The sequence below is a fragment of the Pseudomonas sp. ADAK2 TE3594 genome (genome assembly GCF_053628675.1).
On the sequence record NZ_JBRJGV010000001.1, the window covers coordinates 5,315,111 to 5,333,413 of the forward strand.

The window sequence follows — 18,303 nt, forward strand, 5'->3', positions numbered from 1 at the left end:
AAAACCAGGCTTCGAGAATTCAAGCTCCGAGCATGTCTGCCAGCAGCTGTCGGTATAGCGCATCGAGCCGTTCCAGTGCCTCAGGAGCGGCAAACTTTTCATGCAGGGCGATGTGGCTTTCAGCGCGAACCCGCTGCTCCAGGCCACAGGCTTCGTTAAAGCGATTGACCGCCGCGACCATCGACTCTCGCTCGTCATCGATCAACATCGCCCCGTGCACCAGGCCGACCGGACGCTGACCGCCCTTGCTCTGGCGCCAACGCTGGGCGGTACCCACCATCTTTCGACCATCGAGGTTGACGTTGAAACGACCGTCGCAGAACGCGCCCTCGATTTCGCCCAGGGACGAAGTACCGCCCAGCTCATCCAGTAACTGACAGATCGGATCGCACAGACGCCGGTAGCCGGTTTCAATGCGGTTCAGATCGCCTTCACTGCGCGGAGGGGCATAAACCAGAGCGATGTTGATGGTCGATGCCGATTGCGGCACTGGCTCACCGCCGGTTTCACGCAGCAGCACCGGCCAGCCCGCGGCGGCGGAGACTTCGCACGCCGCCTCAAACTGTGGCAGACGATTCAAGCGGCGGGGCATGACCAATGCGCGGTCAGTGGGTTGCCAGAACAGCAGACCGAACTCCGACTCACCGGTGCACACATGGGCCAACAGATCCCGCTCGGCGAGCAGGCCGGCTTCAATGGTCAGAGGGGTTGGTGAGGTCATAAGGTATTCCGTTGGACATGAAGCCTGTGGTGCTACTTATGCCGCTATCGCGAGCAGGCTCGCTCCCACATTGGATCTCTGATGTTAGTAGATCTCTTGTGGGAGCAAGCCTGCTCGCGATGGGGTCGACTCGGTCTGCGTGTAATCAGTCGAGCGTAGAACCGCTCACTGGAATGCCACGCTCGGGAAAGAACAGGCGCTGCAGTTCGGTACCCGGGCTTTCGGCGCGCATGAACGCTTCGCCGACCAGGAACGCATACACATCGCTGATTTCCATCAGTTCGACATCGGCCCGGTTAAGAATGCCACTTTCAGTGATCACCAGACGATCGCGCGGAATACGCGGCAACAGGTCGAGGGTAGTTTCCAGATTGACGTCGAAGGTGTGCAGGTTGCGGTTGTTCACGCCCACCAGCGGTGTGTCGAGGGTTTTCAAGGCCCGCTCCAGCTCGTCGCCATCGTGGACTTCCACCAGCACATCAAGACCGACACTTTTGGCCACGGCCGCCAGCTCGGCCATCTTCACGTCGTCCAGTGCGGAGACGATCAACAGCACGCAGTCAGCACCCAATGCACGGGATTCGACGATCTGGTAAGGATCGATCATGAAGTCCTTGCGGATCACCGGTAACTTGCACGCCGCCCGGGCCTGTTGCAGATACGCATCGGCGCCCTGGAAGTAATCGATATCGGTGAGCACCGACAGGCAAGTGGCCCCGCCCTTTTCGTAACTTTTGGCGATGTCGGCGGGAACGAAGTTCTCGCGAATCACGCCTTTGCTCGGCGAGGCTTTCTTGATTTCCGCAATGACTGCCGGCTGCTTGAGTTTGGCCTGCGCAATCAACGCCTTGGCAAAACCACGGGGTGCATCGGCCGCCTTGGCCAGATTTTCCAGCTCTGCCAGGCTCACACGGGCGCTACGCTCGGCGACTTCCTGGACTTTGCGGGCCAGAATATTTTCCAGAACCGTCGGTACACTCATCCCTCATTCTCCACTTTGAATACCGCGGTAAATGCACCCAACTCCTCAAGTTTTTCCCGAGCGAGGCCTGTGTGCAGCGCATCGTGCGCCAGGGCAACGCCTTCTTTCAAACTGCTGGCATGGTCGGCGGCGTACAACGCGGCACCGGCATTGAGCACGATCATCTCGGCGGCTTTCTGACCGTTCTCGGTCTTGCGCTTGCCCAAGGCATCGCGAATCAGCTCAAGGGAGGCCGCCGGGCTTTCCACCGCCAGACCGTGCAGGCTCTGGCTCTTCATCCCCAGGTCTTCGGGTTCGACCCAATACTCGGTGATCTGGTCATTCTTCAATTCCGCCACAAAGGTCGGAGCCGCCAGACTGAACTCATCCAGACCATCCTTCGAATGCACCACCAGCACGTGTTTGCTGCCCAGACGTTGCAAAACTTCGGCCAATGGCCGGCACAACGCCTGGCTGAACACACCCACCACCTGATGTTTCACACCGGCCGGATTCGTAAGCGGGCCGAGCATGTTGAACAGCGTGCGCAAGCCCAGCTCGCGGCGCGGGCCGGCGGCGTGCTTCATGGCACTGTGGTGGGTTTGGGCAAACATGAAACCGATACCGACATTGTCGATGCAGCGTGCCACCTGAACTGGCGTCAGGTTCAGGTAGATACCCGCGGCCTCCAGCAAGTCGGCGCTGCCGCTTTTGCCCGACACTGCACGGTTACCGTGCTTGGCCACCGTGCAACCGGCCGCCGCGACCACGAACGACGACGCGGTGGAAACGTTGAAAATGTTCGCACCGTCGCCACCGGTCCCGACCACATCGACCACGCCGTCGAGGGTATTGAGTTCAACCTTGTCCGCCAACTCACGCATCGCCGTCACGGCACCGACGATCTCATCGATGCTTTCGCTCTTCATGCGCATGGCCATCATGAACGCGCCGATCTGCGCATCCGTGCATTGCCCGGTCATGATTTCGCGCATGACATCGCGCATCTCATCGGTACTGAGGTCGAGGTGGCCGACGATACGGCTCAGGGCTGTCTTGATATCCATGGAAAGTCCTTAGCGCGTGCCGCCGGTTTGTTTGAGGAAGTTGGCGAACAGCTCGTGGCCCTGTTCGGTGAGGATAGACTCAGGGTGGAATTGCACACCTTCGATGTTCAGCGTCTTGTGACGCAGGCCCATGATCTCGTCGACCGAGCCGTCTTCGAGCTGGGTCCAGGCGGTCAGCTCCAGGCAATCGGGGAGGGTTTCGCGCTTGACGATCAGCGAGTGGTAACGGGTGACCGTCAGCGGGCGATTCAGACCTTCGAATACGCCCTTGTCCTCGTGGAATACCGGGCTGGTCTTACCGTGCATGACTTGACGGGCACGGACCACATCGCCACCAAAGGCCTGGCCGATGGACTGGTGACCCAGGCAAACACCGAGAATCGGCAGCTTGCCGGCGAAGTGCTTGATCGCTTCGATGGAAATACCGGCTTCGGTCGGGGTGCAAGGACCGGGAGACACGACAATGCGCTCAGGGTTGAGGGCTTCGATTTCGGCAATGGTGAGCTCATCGTTGCGCACGACTTTGACCTGGGAGCCGAGCTCACCGAGGTATTGCACAACGTTGTAAGTAAAAGAGTCGTAGTTATCGATCATCAGCAACATGGCGTTAAGAACCTCTTGAATTTACTGACTTTGAATACAGCCTTCGAATGATTTACCCGCAACGTCCTGCACTTTGTCAGTCGCTGGAGTTGCGCTGCAAAGCGGTTTGTCTTGCGGGTAAAGAAGGCAAAGCGGTAAAGATCCGGCCGGGCCGGCAGAAGGATTCAGGCGCGCCAACGCCAACGGGCGTGTGCCTTGATGACTTGATCCAGAAGTTTGCTGACGATCAACACGGGGAAGGTCTCATTTATACGTCTTGGCACAGTAACTTAGCTGGGCAGAGCGTGCAATATGGGCGATCGAAGCGCGTGAAACAATCGACCGGTTCGCGCCGAACGGCAACAGGCTCTATAGTTTTTGGCACCATCGTTTTGCTCACTACAACAATAACAAACGGACTTGCTCATGATCAGACAGACGTTGGCTGTACCGCTTGCCGGCTGCTTGCTCGCCATGGCCTGCACCCAGGCGATCGCGGCGCCCAACCCTTATTCGAATTTCATTGTCTTCGGCGATAGCCTCAACGATGCCGGGCAGTTTACCGACACGGGCGGCCCTGCCGGTGCGACCCTGCGCTTCACCAACCGGACCGGACCGGTTTACCAGAACGGCAGCGGCGAAGTCTATTCCGCCAACTCGACCCAACTGCTGGGTGAAAGGCTCGGGTTTTCACCGGACCAGACGGCCGCTTCAACCTCGGCGGTGCGTGCGAACCAGGGCCTGCCGGATGGCAATAACTGGGCCGTCGGCGGTTACCGCACCGACCAGATCCTCACCTCGATCACGAGCGTATCCGCCACGGGTGAACGCACGCGTTCGGGCTATCTGCCGACAAACAACTTCAGCGCCAATCCGAATGCGCTGTATTACATTTCCGGGGGTGGTAACGATTTTCTCCAGGGACTTGTACAAAGTGGCGCTCAGGCGAATGCCGCCGCGGATCGACTGGCAAACAGCGTCCAGGTCTTGCAGGCCGCCGGCGCCCGGTACATTGTGGTATGGCTGCTGCCCGACCTGGGTTTGACGCCTGCCATCAACGGCACGCCCCAGCAGACACCCACCTCACTACTGAGCTCTGCCTTCAACCGGCAACTGGTCACTCGACTGGCAGGGATCGATGCCGAAATCATCCCATTGAACATTCCGCTGCTGCTGCAGGAAACCTTCGCCGATCCGGCGCGATTCGGTTTTGCTACAGGCCAGAACCTGACGGCGACCTGTTTCAGCGGTAACAGCTGCACCGAAAACCCTACGTATGGCATCAACAGTGCCACGCCGGATCCCAGCAAGCTGATTTACAACGATGGGGTCCATCCGACCGAGGCCGGGCAAAAACTGATTTCCGACTACGCCTACTCCCTTCTGGCGGCGCCGTGGGAGCTGACATTGCTGCCGGAAATGGCCCACGCTACCTTGCGTGCGCACCAGGACGAACTGCGTAGCCAGTGGCAATCCGACTGGGAGAACTGGCAAGCCGTCGGCCAATGGCGCGCGATTGTCGCCGGTGGCGGTCAGCATCTGGATGTCGATAGCCAAAGCAGCGGCGCCAGCGCCGACGGTAACGGCTACAACCTGAATATCGGCGGCAGCTATCGCCTTAATGAAGCTTGGCGCGTCGGTGTCGCAGCAGGCTTCTATCGTCAGAACCTGGAAGCAGGTAGTAACGATTCGGACTACAAACTCAATAGCTATCTGGCGACCGCCTTCGCCCAGTTCCAGCAGAATCGCTGGTGGGCCGATGCCGCGTTGACCGGCGGCAAGCTGGATTACGACAACCTCAAACGCAAATTCGACCTGGGTGCCAGCGAAGGTGCGGAGAAAGGCGATACCGATGGCGATCTCTGGGCCTTCAGCACTCGCCTTGGCTATGACATTGCCCAACCGGGCAGCGAATGGCACCTGTCACCGTTCATCAGCGCCGATTACGCCAAAGTGGAAGTCGACGGCTATTCGGAAAACAGCACTCGTTCCACAGCACTGACCTTTGATGATCAGACCCGCGATTCAAAGCGTTTGGGCGCCGGCCTGCAGGGTAAGTATCAGATCACCCCGCAGACTCAAGTGTTCGGCGAATACGCGTATGAGCGTGAATACGAGGATGACACTCAGAAAGTAAACATCGCGCTCAACAGCCTACCGTCCCTGGACTTCAAGCTGGACGGCTATACACCACAAAGCCACTTGAATCGCGTGAGCCTGGGGGTCAGTCACAAATTGACGGCCGATCTGGCGCTACGTGGTGGGTACACGTTCCGCAAGGATGATGACTTTACCCAGCAAGGGCTTACCGTCGGGGTTGCGCTGGACTTCTGATCCGGCAAACAGCAGGCAAAAAAACGCGGTGCCCTCACAGGTGCCGCGTTTTTTATGCCAGTGAATTCCCTGTGGGAGCTCAGGTGTCCGGGGTTTGCTCGGCCAGGGCCACCGCGCGGAACATGGCGCGGCGCTTGTTCAGGGTTTCTTCCCATTCCAGTGCCGGCACCGAGTCAGCAACGATGCCGCCACCCGCCTGCACGTGCAGTTCGCCGTTCTTGATCACTGCGGTGCGGATTGCAATCGCGGTGTCCATGTTGCCGTTCCAGGCGAAGTAACCGACCGCGCCGCCGTAGACGCCACGCTTGACCGGTTCCAGCTCGTCGATGATTTCCATCGCGCGAATCTTCGGCGCGCCAGACAAGGTGCCGGCCGGCAGAATCGCCCGCAGTGCGTCCATCGCCGTCAGCCCGGCCTTCAATTGGCCGGTAACGTTGGACACGATGTGCATCACGTTTGAATAACGCTCGATCACCATCTTCTCGGTGAGTTTCACCGAACCGATTTCCGAGACGCGACCGGTGTCGTTGCGGCCCAGATCGATCAGCATCAAGTGCTCGGCGATTTCCTTGTCGTCCGACAGCAGGTCTTTTTCCAGCGCCACGTCAGCCTCTTCGTTGGCGCCTCGCGGACGGGTGCCGGCAATCGGGCGCACGGTGATCAGGTTGTCTTCGACCCGCACCAGTACTTCCGGCGAACTGCCGACGACGTGGAAGTCGCCGAAGTTGAAGAAATACATATAAGGCGTCGGGTTGAAGCAGCGCAGCGCCCGGTACAGGTCGATAGGCGCAGCCTTGAAGTCGATCGACATGCGCTGGGACGGCACAACCTGCATGCAGTCACCGGCCAGGATGTATTCCTTGATGGTATCGACGGCTTTTTCGTAATCGTCCTGGGTAAAGCTCGAACGAAATACCGGATCAGCAGACTGTTGCTTGCTGAAATCCAGGCCGCGGCGCGGGGTAATCGGCTGACGGAGTTTTTCCAGCAGCTCCTCCAGACGCGCCTGACCTTGTTCGAAAGCATCGTCCTTCGAGGGATCGGCCAGGACAATCGCGTGCATTTTGCCGGCGAGGTTGTCGAACACCACCACCGCATCGGACACCATCAGCAGAATGTCCGGTACGCCCAGTGGATCCGGGTTCGGGCACTTGCCCAAACGCTTCTCCACATAGCGCACGCAGTCATAGCCGAAGTAGCCCACCAGACCGCCATTGAAGCGCGGCAGGCCAGGGATGGTCGGCACGTTGTAGCGAGCTTTGAATTCTTCGACGAAGGCCAATGGATCTTCAACGTCGTGGCTTTCGATCTCGACGCCGTCGTGAGTCACGCTGACGTGGTGATCGTGAACCCGCAGCACGGTGCGGCACGGCAGGCCGATGATCGAGTAACGCCCCCACTTTTCCCCGCCCTGTACTGATTCCAGCAGGTAGGAGTTCGGCTCGTCGGCCAGCTTCAGGTAGATCGACAGCGGCGTGTCGAAGTCGGCCAGGGTTTCGCAGGCAAGCGGGATGCGGTTGTAGCCGGCAGCGGCCAAACGCAGGAATTCTTCGCGGATCATGGGGTAGCCTCGTGGCTTGAGGGTCTAACGGTCAGGTATGCAAACGCGCCGGTACGCCGGCCAGGAACAAGTCAGGCGCGCCAACGCCAGCGGGCCAGGGCCTTGATGACTTTCATCCAGAGTTTGCGAGTGACCACCACGATGGCGTTTCCAGGAGGGGATTGAACAGCGTCGGGCAACGTTATCTCAGCGGCCGGATCCAGGCAACCGGGAATTAGTTTGCGCAGATCATCGATCACCAGCGCCGGCGATTCTTCGGCAATCGGCCGACCGTGGTTATAGCCATAACTGAGGGCCACGCATTTGACCCCCGCCGCTTTCGCCGCCAGCACATCGCTGCGCGAGTCGCCGACGAACAACGATTGCGACGCCGGGATGTTGGCCATTTTCATCACGAAAAACAGCGCGGCCGGGTCAGGTTTCTTATTCGGCAGGGTGTCGCCACCGATGATCCATTTGAAGTAACGGCCGATCTTCATCTGATCCAGCAGCGGCGCGACGAAGCGCTCCGGTTTATTGGTGATCAGCGCCATTTCGACGCCTTGTTTGCTCAGCCACTTGAGGGTGTCACGCACGCCGGGGTAAACCACCGTCAGTTCGTGACCGTCCTCATAAAAGCCATTGAACAATTCCAGGGCATGCTCGGCCTCGACCTCATCGACACCCTCGCCGTCGATGTGGTTGGCCAACGCCCGGCGCACCAGCATATGCACGCCGTTGCCAACCCACTCGCGCACCGGTTCGATACCGGCAGGTTGACGCCCGAGTTTGAGCAGCATGTTATCCACAGCCGCCGCGAGATCAGGGACCGAATCGACCAGCGTGCCATCCAGATCGAACATCACCAGCCGCGGCAGACGCCCGGGGAACAGCTGCTCAAAACCACTCATGGGCGAGCCAGCGCCAGTTCGGAGCGCATTTTTTCAATCACTTCCTGATAGTTCGGCGCATTGAAGATCGCCGAACCAGCCACGAAGGTGTCGGCGCCAGCAGCAGCGATTTCGCGAATGTTGTTCACGTTCACCCCGCCGTCGATCTCCAGGCGGATATCACGACCGGAGGCATCGATCAGCGCCCGCGCTTCACGCAGCTTGTCGAGCGTGCCGGGAATGAACTTCTGGCCGCCGAAACCCGGGTTGACGCTCATCAAGAGGATCATGTCGACCTTGTCCATGACGTACTTGAGCACGTCCAGCGGGGTCGCCGGGTTGAATACCAGGCCGGCCTTGCAGCCACCTTCGCGGATCAGTTGCAGGGAACGATCGACGTGCTGCGTGGCTTCCGGGTGGAAAGTAATGTAGGTCGCACCGGCTTCGATGAAGTCACCGACGATGCGGTCCACCGGGCTGACCATCAAGTGCGCGTCGATCGGCGCGGTCACGCCGTACTTGCGCAGCGCGGAGCAAACCATCGGGCCGATGGTCAGGTTTGGCACGTAGTGGTTGTCCATGACATCGAAGTGCACGAAGTCGGCGCCGGCGGCCAGGACGTTGTCCACTTCCTCGCCCAGGCGGGCGAAGTCGGCGGAGAGAATCGACGGAGCAATGACGAAGGGCTGCATGACGCACCTTTTTTGAGCAGAATCACGATGGCGCGCATTGTATACCTCATGCTTTGACGCGCGCACCGTGCTGCGATGATTGGGCTCTAATAGGCCGCTCGGTAGATCTTCTCGATATCGATGGCGCTCAGCTTTCGCGGATTATTGCGCATCAGGCGCTCGATGCCGGCGGCTTCCACAGCCATGGCCGGGATCGCATCCTCGGGCACCCCGAAACTGCGCAGGCCCAGCGGGATTTCCACCGCGGCGCACAGCTCGGTCATCGCCTCCACGGCTTTGTCCGCCGCTTCATTGGCGCTCAGATGAGCAGTCTTCACCCCCATGGCCTCGGCAATATCCTGCATACGCTCCACGCAAGCCATCTTGTTCCAGGTCATGACATACGGCAGCAGCAAGGCATTACTGATGCCATGGGCAATGTTGAAACGCCCACCCAGCGGATACGCCAACGCATGCACTGCGCCGACCCCGGCATTGCCGAACGCCATGCCGGCCATCAGGCTGGCGGTGGCCATGTCTTCGCGGGCTTGCAGGTGGGATGGATTGGCGTAGGCCTTGGGCAGCGCCTGGGTAATCAGCTTGATCGCGCCAATGGCCAGGGCATCGGTGATTGGCGATGCATTGAGCGACAGGTAGGACTCGATGGCGTGCACCAGCGCATCGACGCCACTGGCAGCGGTGACACTGCGCGGGCAGGTCAGGGTCATTTGCGGGCTGACCAGTGCCACGTCCGGCAACAGGTAATCACTGATAATGCCCTTCTTCAGCTGCGCAACCTTGTCGGAGAGGATGGCCACGTTGGTCACTTCCGAACCGGTGCCAGCAGTGGTCGGGATGGCGATCAGCGGCGGGCCTTTGCGCGGCACCTGATCGATGCCGAACAAATCCTCCAGCGCGCCGTGGTAACCGGCATAGGCAGCAACACTCTTGGCGATGTCGATGGCACTGCCGCCACCGAGGCCGATCAGTCCGTCATGCCCGCCTTCACGGTAAACCCGCATGCAATCTTCGACGATGGCAATTTCCGGATCCGGCAACACCCGGTCGAAAATCTCGTAACTGCGCTCGCCCAGCTGCGCCAGCGCCAGCTCTACCGTACCGGACTTGACCAATGCGGCATCGGTGACGATCAACGGGTTGTCGACATCCAGGCGTGTGAGTTCAGCGGCCAGTTGCTCGATGGCACCTGCGCCGGTGATCAGTTTGTGAGCGATTTTGAAAGAGGAAAGACTCATGTGCGCAGCCTCTTATAGATAGGGGAGCTGGGCACAATAGTAGCTGGGGATTGGGGTTTGTCTGCTATTAAATTGGTGAATGACCGCCAATCCCGAAAACCACACAAAACACCTGTGGGAGCGAGCCTGCTCGCGATAGCGCAGTGTCAGTCGACATCAATGTTGAATGTCGATCCGCTATCGCGAGCAGGCTCGCTCCCACAGGTTGATCGGGGTGCTGCTTTATACCTGGGCGGTGCGCAGTTTTTCGCTGCGCCCACGCAGCCATTCCAGCGTCAGCAGCAGGACCACCGAGAACGCAATCAGCAGCGTCGCGGCAGCGGCAATCGTCGGGCTGAGGTTTTCGCGGATGCCGCTGAACATCTGCCGAGGCAAGGTCGCTTGCTCAGGACCAGCGAGGAACAGCGTCACCACCACTTCATCGAAGGAGGTGGCAAAGGCAAACAGCGCACCGGAAATCACGCCCGGCGCAATCAATGGCAAGGTCACCCGACGAAACGCGGTCAGCGGCGAAGCTCCCAGGCTTGCAGCGGCCCGTACCAGGTTCTGGTTAAACCCCTGCAACGTCGCCGATACCGTGATGATCACAAACGGCACACCTAGGACGGCGTGCACGACGATCAGCGAGGTATAGCTGTTGCCAAATCCCAGTGGGGCAAAGGTCAGGTAACTGGCCACACCAATGATCACTACCGGCACCACCATCGGCGAAATCACCAGCGCCATCACCAGCGGTTTGCCCGGGAAATCGCCCCGGGTCAGGCCGATCGCTGCCAGCGTACCGAAGATCATCGCCAGCACGGTCGCCGCCGGAGCCACGATCATGCTGTTCTTCAACGAACGCATCCATTCCGCCGAAGCAAAGAAGTCCTGGTACCAGTGCAGTGAGAAGCCTTGCAGCGGATAGACCAGAAAACTCCCCGAGTTGAACGACAGCGGAATGATCACCAGCACCGGCAAGATCAGGAACAACAAAATCAAGCCGCAGAGGATCCGCAAGCTGTAGAACCACACCCGTTCGATGGGCGACATATAAGGACTCAGCATTTCATTCTCCCCTTAGCTCAGGCGCAGGCGACTGGCGCCCACCAGCCAGCTGTAAATCAGATAAAGCACCACCGTCGCCAGCAGCAATAGCCCACCGAGCGCGGTCGCCATGCCCCAGTTGATGCTGGTGTTGGTGTAGAAGGCGACGAAATAACTGACCATCTGATCGTTCGGGCTGCCCAGCAACGCCGGGGTGATGTAGTAGCCGATGGCGAGGATGAACACCAACAGGCAACCGGCGCCGACACCGGCATAGGTTTGCGGGAAATACACCCGCCAGAAACTGGCGAACGGGTGGCAGCCGAGGGAAATCGCCGCGCGCATGTAGGTCGGTGAGATACCTTTCATTACGCTGTAGATCGGCAGAATCATGAACGGCAGCAGGATGTGCACCATCGAGATGTAGACCCCGGTGCGGTTGAACACCAGCTCCAACGGCTTATCGATAATGCCCATGGCCATCAGGCCGCTGTTGATCAAACCGCCCGATTGCAGCAACACGATCCACGCGGCGACCCGCACCAGAATCGAGGTCCAGAACGGCAACAGCACCAGAATCATCAACAGGTTGCTTTGCCGCGATGGCAGGTTCGCCAGCAGGTAAGCCAACGGATAGGCCAGCACCAGGCAGATCACGGTGATGATCAGGCCCATCCAGAAGGTCCGGGCAAAGATATCGAGGTAGATCGCCTGATCGGGAGTGGCCGGGGCCACTTCGCCGAGATCGTCGATACGGTGGTCGACGGCGGCCAGCAGGTAATAAGGTGTGACGCCACTGGTGTTGCGGCGCACGACTTGCCAATAGGCCGGATCACCCCAGCGCTCGTCGAGGCCTTCCAGCGCTTCTTTATAAGAAGCCGGCTCAGTGGCGAACGGCAAGGCGCGTGCGGTTTTGGTCAACAGGCTGCGGTAGCCGGCCAACTCCATGTTCAAGCGCTTGGACAAGTCGCCCAAGGTCTGATTCTTGCGGGCTTCGGCGAGGTCTTCGCTGGCGGCCTTGTACACAGGCTCTGCCGGCAGACCTCGGCCGTCCCAACTGGCGATGGCCGCCACGGTGCGTGGCATGGCGCCGACCACTTCCGGGTTACCGACGCTTTTGTAGAGCAGCGCCACGATCGGCACCAGGAACACCAGCAACAGAAACAGCACCAACGGCGCGATCAAGGCTTGTGCTTTCCAGCGGTTGATCCGCTCGGCGTGCTTGAGCCGCTGCTTCAAGGTGGGGTCGGTGCCCGCGTTCAGGGGAATGGCGGTGGCCATGGCGTACTCCGGAAATCTTTGATCGTTACAGAGGCGGCATTCCGTGACCGCAAGGCCACCTCTGTTCTTGATAACTACGCATCACCCTTGTAGGAGCGAGGCTTGCCCGCGAAGGCGCTGTGTCAGTCAACATTAATGTTGAATGTGCTGACGTCTTCGCGGGCAGGCCTCGCTCCTACAAGAGTGGGTAAGCCCACGGGGTGGTCTTACTTCGCAGCCCAGGAATTGAAGCGCTGTTCCAGTTGCTCGCCGTTGTCAGCCCAGAAGCTGACGTCGATCTGCACCTGGTTGGCGATGTTTTCCGGGGTGGTCGGCATGTCTTTCAGGACATCCTTGGACAGCAACGGCACGGCTTGGGTGTTGGCCGGGCCATAGGCGATGTTTTCCGAGTAGGTCTTCTGCTGCTGCGGAGCTACCGAGAACGCGATGAATTTCTTCGCCGCTTCAGCACGGGTTTTATCCAGACCTTTTGGAATCGCCCATGCGTCGAAGTCGTAGATACCGCCGTTCCACACCACTTTCAGGTTGCTTTCTTTCTGTACCGCCGCGATCCGGCCGTTGTAGGCCGAGCTCATGACCACGTCACCGGACGCGAGGTATTGCGGCGGTTGTGCGCCGGCTTCCCACCACTGGATGCTTGGTTTGAGCTCATCGAGTTTCTTGAACGCACGGTCCTGACCATCCTTGCCGGCCAGTACTTTGTAGACGTCTTTCGGCGCAACGCCGTCAGCCATCAGTGCGAATTCCAGGGTGTACTTGGCGCCTTTACGCAGGCCACGTTTGCCCGGGAATTTCTTGGTGTCCCAGAAATCGACCCAACTGGTCGGTGCGGATGCCAGCTTGTCAGCGTTGTAGGCCAACACGGTCGACCACACGAAGAAGCCCACGCCGCATGGCTGGATGGCGCCTTTGACGTAGTCTTCGGTCTTGCCGAACAACTTCGGATCAAGCTGCTCGAACATGTCCTCGTCGCAACCACGGGACAGTTCTGGCGATTCAACTTCCACCAGGTCCCAGGACACGCTCTTGGTGTCGACCATGGCTTTGACCTTGGCCATCTCACCGTTGTATTCGCCCGCAACGATCTTGCCGTTGCCCGCCGCTTCCCACGGTGCGTAAAAGGCTTTTACCTGCGCGGCTTTGTTCGCCCCGCCAAAGGACACCACGGTCAGGTCCGGGCCCGCCGCCATCGCGTGTGCCGCACCGATCATACCCATGACCAAAGCGGTGAATTTCAGGGATCTCAACATTTATTGTTCTCTCCACGTGCAGGGTTGGTGTTGGTGAAGCAGGGGGCGATCAATGCGCCTCTAAAAGTGGGTCGAGCGCGCGAACGTGTTCGACCTGCCAGCCAAGCGGTACCACGTCGCCGACAGCGAGCGCGGGATCGAGCTCGGCAATCGGTTGTTTCACGAAGAAGTCGGTCTTGCCGCAGACTTCCAGGCGAACCCGGACGTGGTCGCCCAGATAGATGAATTCCGCCACCCTCCCTGAGAAGCGGTTGACGCAAGACTCGCTCGAACCATTGAGGCTCACGCGCTCCGGGCGAATCGACAGCGTGACGGGTTCGCCGGTCTTGCCGACGTTGACTGCGAGCGCTTCGACCTTTTCACCACGACCCAACTCGACCACGCAGCGGTCGCCGGTATGGCTGTGCAAGCGGCCGTTGAGGCGGTTGTTCTCGCCGATGAAGTTGGCGACGAAGGTATTTTTCGGCTCTTCGTAGAGTGTGCGCGGTGGCGCGATCTGCTGAATCTCGCCCTGATGGAACACAGCGACGCGGTCGGACATGGTCAGGGCTTCCCCCTGGTCGTGGGTCACGTAGACCACGGTCACGCCGAGACGCTGGTGCAGGTGTTTGATTTCCATCTGCATGTGTTCACGCAGTTGTTTGTCCAGTGCGCCGAGGGGTTCGTCCATCAGCACCAGTTGCGGTTCGAACACCAACGCACGGGCCAAGGCCACACGCTGTTGCTGGCCGCCGGACAGTTGTGCCGGATAGCGCTGGGCGAAGGTGTCGAGCTGAACCATGCTCAAAACACGCTTGACCCGGTCACTGACATCGCTTTTGTTCAAGCCGCGCACGGTCAGCGGGAACGCCAGGTTCTCGGCCACGGTCATGTGCGGAAACAATGCATAGTTCTGGAACACCATGCCGATGTCGCGTTTATGCGGCGGCACGTTGTTGATGGAGCGCCCGGCCAGTTGAATCTCGCCGGCGGTCGGCGTTTCGAAACCGGCGAGCATCATCAGACTGGTGGTCTTGCCGGAGCCGGACGGCCCGAGCAAGGTGAGGAATTCGCCTTTGCGAATATCCAGGTTGAGGTCTTTGACGATCAGGTTCTCGCCGTCGTAGCTCTTTTGCACTCCACGAAAGCTGACCAGAATGTCATTGGCCCCTGCGCTTGAATCGACCTGGCTCATACCCACACCTTTGTTATTGATGACTGCTGTGGACTAAGCCTAGTGGACGCTGGGAGCGGCGCAAATCGGGGCGCAGGAGAGAATCGCCTCAGCCGGATGGAAGATTGGGGGTAGGGATTGCCCTACAAGGATGGCGGGGATGGATATGTCGATTTGCGATAGCGACAGGCGGTGAGCTGCAAGCCATAAGAACCGGCAAAAGCGGCATTGTGTGCATGTCGCAAATGGACATGCCTCAACGATCCCGTAGGAGCGAGGCTTGCCCGCGAAGGCGTCCTCACTGACGCTAAAAGCTTCGCGGGCAAGCCTCGCTCCTACGGGGGATCGTGTTCAGAATCAGAGGAGCTTGTGCTCCATCGCGTACTTCACCAGTTCGGCCAAGGAGGTGATGTTGAGTTTCTGCATCAGTCGCGCTTTGTGGGTGCTGATGGTTTTGCTGCTGAGGGCCAGTTGTTGGGCGATGTCGTTGACGTTGGCGCCTTGGGCCAGGCGTTCGAACACCGAGAATTCACGCTCCGACAGCAACGAGTGCAACGGCCGCGAATCAGTCAGGCCGACTTCAAAGACCATACGGTCGGCCAGGTCCGGGTCGATGTATCGCCCGCCCGCCGCGACTTTGCGGATTGCCGTCAGCAGCAATGCCGGATCGCTGTCCTTGGTCGCATAGCCTGCGGCGCCAACCTTCAACGCCCGAGCGGCCATTTGCGCTTCGTCATGCATCGACAACACCAGAATCGCCGGGGGATTGTTCAAGGCGCGAATCCGCGGAATCGCTTCCAGGCCGTTGACCCCTGGCATGGAGATATCCAGCAACACCACTTCGCAGGGAACATGGCGCAAGGCCTCGAGTAACTGTTCACCATTGCTCGCCTCCCCTACCACCAGCAAGTCCTTGGCCAGGCCGATCAATTGCTTGATGCCTTCGCGAACGATGGTGTGGTCTTCGGCTACCAGTACACGGATCACGTTCTTCTCCATTCTTCTTATGTCAGAGCCAGGATCTATCGCGGGCAAGCCCGCTCCCACAGTGATTGAGGGGAGTCAAAGATCTGCGCACTTACACAAACCCCTGTGGGAGCGGGCTTGCCCGCGAAGGCGCCAGCTCAAACAACACAAAACCATCAGGCTTCATCCAGCGGCACTCGCACAGTCAGGGTCGTGCCCTCCCCCGGCTCACTCTCAAGCGACAACTGCCCGCCCATGATCAACACCCGCTCACGCATGCCGACCACACCAAAGGATGTCGGCCTGCCAGGAGCGGCGACAAATCCTACGCCATCATCGCTAACAGTCAGACAAAGTTCGTCGCCCTCAAGGGCCAGTGTCAGTTCAACAGTATGCGCTTGGGCGTGGCGCATGACATTGGTCAGCGCTTCCTGAAGGATCCGAAACAGCCCGATGGCCTTGGCATCACTGAGCACCGGCAAGTTATCCGGCACTTGTACCAGGCACGGGATCTGCGTGCGCGCCTCGAACCGCCGGGCCTGCCATTCGATGGCCGAGGCAATCCCGGCATCGAGAATCGGCGGCCGTAGCGCCGTGGCTACATCGCGCACCAGTTGAAACAGCTGAGCGATCAGCCGCTTCATGCTGTTCAAGCGCTCATGCAGACCCGGGTCGAGCTGGGCGTAGGCCAGTTCGCACATGGACGTTTCCAGCTTCAGCACGGTCAACATCTGACCCAACTCGTCGTGAACTTCCCGGGCGATACGGGCCTTTTCCTCTTCCCGAACGCTCTCCAGGTGGGCGGACAACTCGCGCAATTGCTCGCGGGAACTGGCCAGTTCCAGTTCGATGCGCTTGCTCTCGGTGATGTCCCACACGATCCCGTCCCAGACATAGGCGCCGTCCTCGAGCCGACGAGTGATGGCCTTGATCTCGGCCCAGCGCTGCTCGCCCTGACGGGTCAGAATCCGTCCCTGCCACGACCAGTCACTGTCGGTGTCCAGTGCATGGTCCTGAGTCTGGTGATAACTGGCTTTGTCATCCGGATGCACCAGGCTGCGCAAGCCTTTGTCGCGATGGGCCAGAGTCGCCGGCGAGTACCCCACCAGGCTCTCACTGCCTTCACTGATGTAGGCAAAGTCGATCTGCCCGGTCACCGGCGCGCGCTCCAGACGAAAGACCAGGCCAGGGACGTTGGCGGCGATCCCTTGCAGCCGCGCTTCGCTTTCCTGCAACGCGGCCAGGGCGCGACGACGTTCGGTGACGTCATTGAGGTAAACCACCAGGTATTCGCCATCGCGAAAGCGCAAAAAGCTCAACGAAACATCCGCCGGCAGAATACTGCCATCGGCTCGCACGCAATTGGTTTCGAAACTTTGCGGCCCTTCTTCACTGGCCCGGGCGCGTTTCCACAGGCTCAGCCAGCGGTCCATGTGCAAGCCGGGCTCGAAGTCGATCAATGGCCGATCGATGATCCCGCCCGCCGGGTAGCCGAGCATGGTTTCGGCCGCTCGGTTGGCATAGCGCACATGGCTGTCCCAGTTGACCCAGAGGATGCCGACGGTGCTCTGATCGATGGAAAACTGCGTGAGGCGCAAGGCCTCTTCGCTGGCCTCGCGCAGGGCAATGTCTTCGCGCGCCGCCAGCAATCGTTGCTCCAGACTGTATTGTTGACGGCGCTGCCAGAACACAATGGCCATGCTGCTCAGCAGCAACACCATCAGGAGCAGGCAGAGGTTCTGCCAGAAACCCGGCGACTCGGACAGTCGCGGATACTTGGGTTGCACCCATTGATTGTGCAGTTGCTCCAGATCCTTCGCCGGGATCGCCCGCAGCGCGCTTTCGACGATGCCGGCCAACTCCGGCCAGTCCCGGCGCGTGGCCACTCGCAGCAGTTGCGGGAAACCGATATCGCCCACCACGGCCAGCCCGGAGAACTCAGGCTCGGCAGACAGACGCCCGAACTGCGCTTCATCGACCACGGCGTAACCGGCCTGCTGACTCAACAACAGTTGCAGCGCCTGGCGCTCCAGAGGCACGCCTTGCAGGTTCAGATGAGGATAGGTGCTGCGCAAATAATCGGCGGTGACGCTGGGCATGCGCACGGCGACGCGGGTCTGGCTATCGAGTTTTTCCAGTTCTACCGCACCGGTGCTTTTCTGGTCGCTCACCACCAGTTGCGGCACCCGCATGTAAGGGTCGGAAAACTGCCAAAGCCGCAACCCTGCGGGGGTTTGCGTCAGGCCTGGCGCGATATCGATGTCGCCTTCACGCGCTGCGGCTTCCAATTGCGCAAGATCAGGATAATTACGCCAGCTCAGTTCGAGCTTAAGGGCCTTGGCCAGCCACTTCATCAGTTCGACGTTAACCCCGGACAGGCGCTGCAAGCGGCGATCGTATTGAGCATAGGGCGTTTGCAACACCACTGCGACCCGCAACTCGCCATGCTGCGCCAGCCATTGCTGTTGCGCTGGCGACAGGTGCACGACGTGCGCCGGTGGCGCGGGCGCCGCCCAGCCCATCAAGGGAAACCATAAACAGCCGATAACCCACAGGCAGCGAAAATGCATCATCGAAGTCTCACACACTGACAAATACTGACCAA

Annotated in this window: 15 protein-coding genes; 1 reads left to right on the forward strand and 14 read right to left on the reverse strand. The window is 59.8% G+C overall.

Annotation, left to right across the window (positions count from 1 at the left end; all coding sequences use genetic code 11):
- Nucleotides 1–19: 19 nt before the first annotated feature.
- From AB7M22_RS23925 to AB7M22_RS23940, 4 genes are all read right to left on the reverse strand, one after another.
- A complete protein-coding gene (locus AB7M22_RS23925; protein ID WP_454187962.1) occupies nt 20–721 on the reverse strand; it encodes a lipoate--protein ligase family protein in 702 nt (233 codons plus the stop codon).
- Between the two features lie 145 nt (nt 722–866).
- Nucleotides 867–1,703, reverse strand: a complete 837-nt coding sequence (gene trpC / locus AB7M22_RS23930; RefSeq protein ID WP_454187963.1) for an indole-3-glycerol phosphate synthase TrpC — start codon at nt 1,701–1,703, stop codon at nt 867–869.
- Entirely contained in the window at nt 1,700–2,749 is a 1,050-nt protein-coding gene (gene trpD, locus AB7M22_RS23935) for an anthranilate phosphoribosyltransferase (RefSeq protein WP_007906883.1), read from the reverse strand. The genes trpC and trpD overlap by 4 nt, the downstream gene beginning before the upstream one ends.
- 9 nt (nt 2,750–2,758) lie before the next feature.
- Nucleotides 2,759–3,352 (reverse strand): aminodeoxychorismate/anthranilate synthase component II, encoded by a 594-nt coding sequence (locus AB7M22_RS23940; RefSeq protein ID WP_007906885.1) that lies wholly within the window; start codon nt 3,350–3,352, stop codon nt 2,759–2,761.
- A gap of 405 nt (nt 3,353–3,757) precedes the next feature.
- On the opposite strand from AB7M22_RS23940, the gene estP reads away from it, so the two are divergent.
- Nucleotides 3,758–5,665, forward strand: a complete 1,908-nt coding sequence (estP, locus tag AB7M22_RS23945) for an esterase EstP (protein ID WP_454187964.1) — start codon at nt 3,758–3,760, stop codon at nt 5,663–5,665.
- A 79-nt stretch (nt 5,666–5,744) separates the two neighbouring features.
- On the opposite strand, the gene trpE is transcribed toward estP, so the two are convergent.
- The 10 genes from trpE to AB7M22_RS23995 form a co-directional block, all read right to left on the reverse strand.
- Nucleotides 5,745–7,226, reverse strand: a complete 1,482-nt coding sequence (gene trpE, locus AB7M22_RS23950) for an anthranilate synthase component I (protein ID WP_454187965.1) — start codon at nt 7,224–7,226, stop codon at nt 5,745–5,747.
- Between the two features lie 71 nt (nt 7,227–7,297).
- Nucleotides 7,298–8,116: a phosphoglycolate phosphatase gene (locus AB7M22_RS23955; RefSeq protein WP_007906890.1), complete on the reverse strand. Its 819-nt coding sequence runs from the start codon at nt 8,114–8,116 to the stop codon at nt 7,298–7,300.
- On the reverse strand, nt 8,113–8,787 hold the full coding sequence (gene rpe / locus AB7M22_RS23960; RefSeq protein WP_008008336.1) for a ribulose-phosphate 3-epimerase: 675 nt from the start codon (nt 8,785–8,787) through the stop codon (nt 8,113–8,115). Before rpe ends, AB7M22_RS23955 begins: the two co-directional genes overlap by 4 nt.
- A gap of 86 nt (nt 8,788–8,873) precedes the next feature.
- Complete coding sequence (locus AB7M22_RS23965; protein ID WP_454187966.1) at nt 8,874–10,022, reverse strand: iron-containing alcohol dehydrogenase; 1,149 nt, start codon at nt 10,020–10,022, stop codon at nt 8,874–8,876.
- Between the two features lie 222 nt (nt 10,023–10,244).
- Complete coding sequence (locus tag AB7M22_RS23970; RefSeq protein WP_008008331.1) at nt 10,245–11,069, reverse strand: ABC transporter permease; 825 nt, start codon at nt 11,067–11,069, stop codon at nt 10,245–10,247.
- Nucleotides 11,070–11,081: 12 nt separating this feature from the next.
- Nucleotides 11,082–12,329 (reverse strand): ABC transporter permease, encoded by a 1,248-nt coding sequence (locus AB7M22_RS23975; RefSeq protein ID WP_008008329.1) that lies wholly within the window; start codon nt 12,327–12,329, stop codon nt 11,082–11,084.
- Between the two features lie 206 nt (nt 12,330–12,535).
- Nucleotides 12,536–13,579 carry an ABC transporter substrate-binding protein gene (locus AB7M22_RS23980; protein ID WP_007904291.1) on the reverse strand — a complete coding sequence of 348 codons (1,044 nt, stop codon included), beginning with the start codon at nt 13,577–13,579 and terminating at the stop codon, nt 12,536–12,538.
- Between the two features lie 49 nt (nt 13,580–13,628).
- Nucleotides 13,629–14,753 (reverse strand): ABC transporter ATP-binding protein, encoded by a 1,125-nt coding sequence (locus AB7M22_RS23985; RefSeq protein WP_007904290.1) that lies wholly within the window; start codon nt 14,751–14,753, stop codon nt 13,629–13,631.
- Nucleotides 14,754–15,089: 336 nt separating this feature from the next.
- Nucleotides 15,090–15,719 carry a response regulator transcription factor gene (locus tag AB7M22_RS23990; RefSeq protein WP_032835147.1) on the reverse strand — a complete coding sequence of 210 codons (630 nt, stop codon included), beginning with the start codon at nt 15,717–15,719 and terminating at the stop codon, nt 15,090–15,092.
- A 155-nt stretch (nt 15,720–15,874) separates the two neighbouring features.
- The gene (locus AB7M22_RS23995; RefSeq protein WP_454187967.1) at nt 15,875–18,271 is read right to left on the reverse strand and encodes a PAS domain-containing sensor histidine kinase; all 2,397 of its coding nucleotides are present in this window, start codon (nt 18,269–18,271) and stop codon (nt 15,875–15,877) included.
- Between the last annotated feature and the right edge of the window lie 32 nt (nt 18,272–18,303).

Bases quoted from the DNA above. Each gene is read 5' to 3' on its own strand.
- AB7M22_RS23925 (WP_454187962.1), bottom strand. From the start codon at position 721: ATGACCTCACCAACCCCTCTGACCATTGAAGCCGGCCTGCTCGCCGAG.
- trpC (WP_454187963.1), bottom strand. From the start codon at position 1,703: ATGAGTGTACCGACGGTTCTGGAAAATATTCTGGCCCGCAAAGTCCAG.
- trpD (WP_007906883.1), bottom strand. From the start codon at position 2,749: ATGGATATCAAGACAGCCCTGAGCCGTATCGTCGGCCACCTCGACCTC.
- AB7M22_RS23940 (WP_007906885.1), bottom strand. From the start codon at position 3,352: ATGTTGCTGATGATCGATAACTACGACTCTTTTACTTACAACGTTGTG.
- estP (WP_454187964.1), top strand. From the start codon at position 3,758: ATGATCAGACAGACGTTGGCTGTACCGCTTGCCGGCTGCTTGCTCGCC.
- trpE (WP_454187965.1), bottom strand. From the start codon at position 7,226: ATGATCCGCGAAGAATTCCTGCGTTTGGCCGCTGCCGGCTACAACCGC.
- AB7M22_RS23955 (WP_007906890.1), bottom strand. From the start codon at position 8,116: ATGAGTGGTTTTGAGCAGCTGTTCCCCGGGCGTCTGCCGCGGCTGGTG.
- rpe (WP_008008336.1), bottom strand. From the start codon at position 8,787: ATGCAGCCCTTCGTCATTGCTCCGTCGATTCTCTCCGCCGACTTCGCC.
- AB7M22_RS23965 (WP_454187966.1), bottom strand. From the start codon at position 10,022: ATGAGTCTTTCCTCTTTCAAAATCGCTCACAAACTGATCACCGGCGCA.
- AB7M22_RS23970 (WP_008008331.1), bottom strand. From the start codon at position 11,069: ATGCTGAGTCCTTATATGTCGCCCATCGAACGGGTGTGGTTCTACAGC.
- AB7M22_RS23975 (WP_008008329.1), bottom strand. From the start codon at position 12,329: ATGGCCACCGCCATTCCCCTGAACGCGGGCACCGACCCCACCTTGAAG.
- AB7M22_RS23980 (WP_007904291.1), bottom strand. From the start codon at position 13,579: ATGTTGAGATCCCTGAAATTCACCGCTTTGGTCATGGGTATGATCGGT.
- AB7M22_RS23985 (WP_007904290.1), bottom strand. From the start codon at position 14,753: ATGAGCCAGGTCGATTCAAGCGCAGGGGCCAATGACATTCTGGTCAGC.
- AB7M22_RS23995 (WP_454187967.1), bottom strand. From the start codon at position 18,271: ATGATGCATTTTCGCTGCCTGTGGGTTATCGGCTGTTTATGGTTTCCC.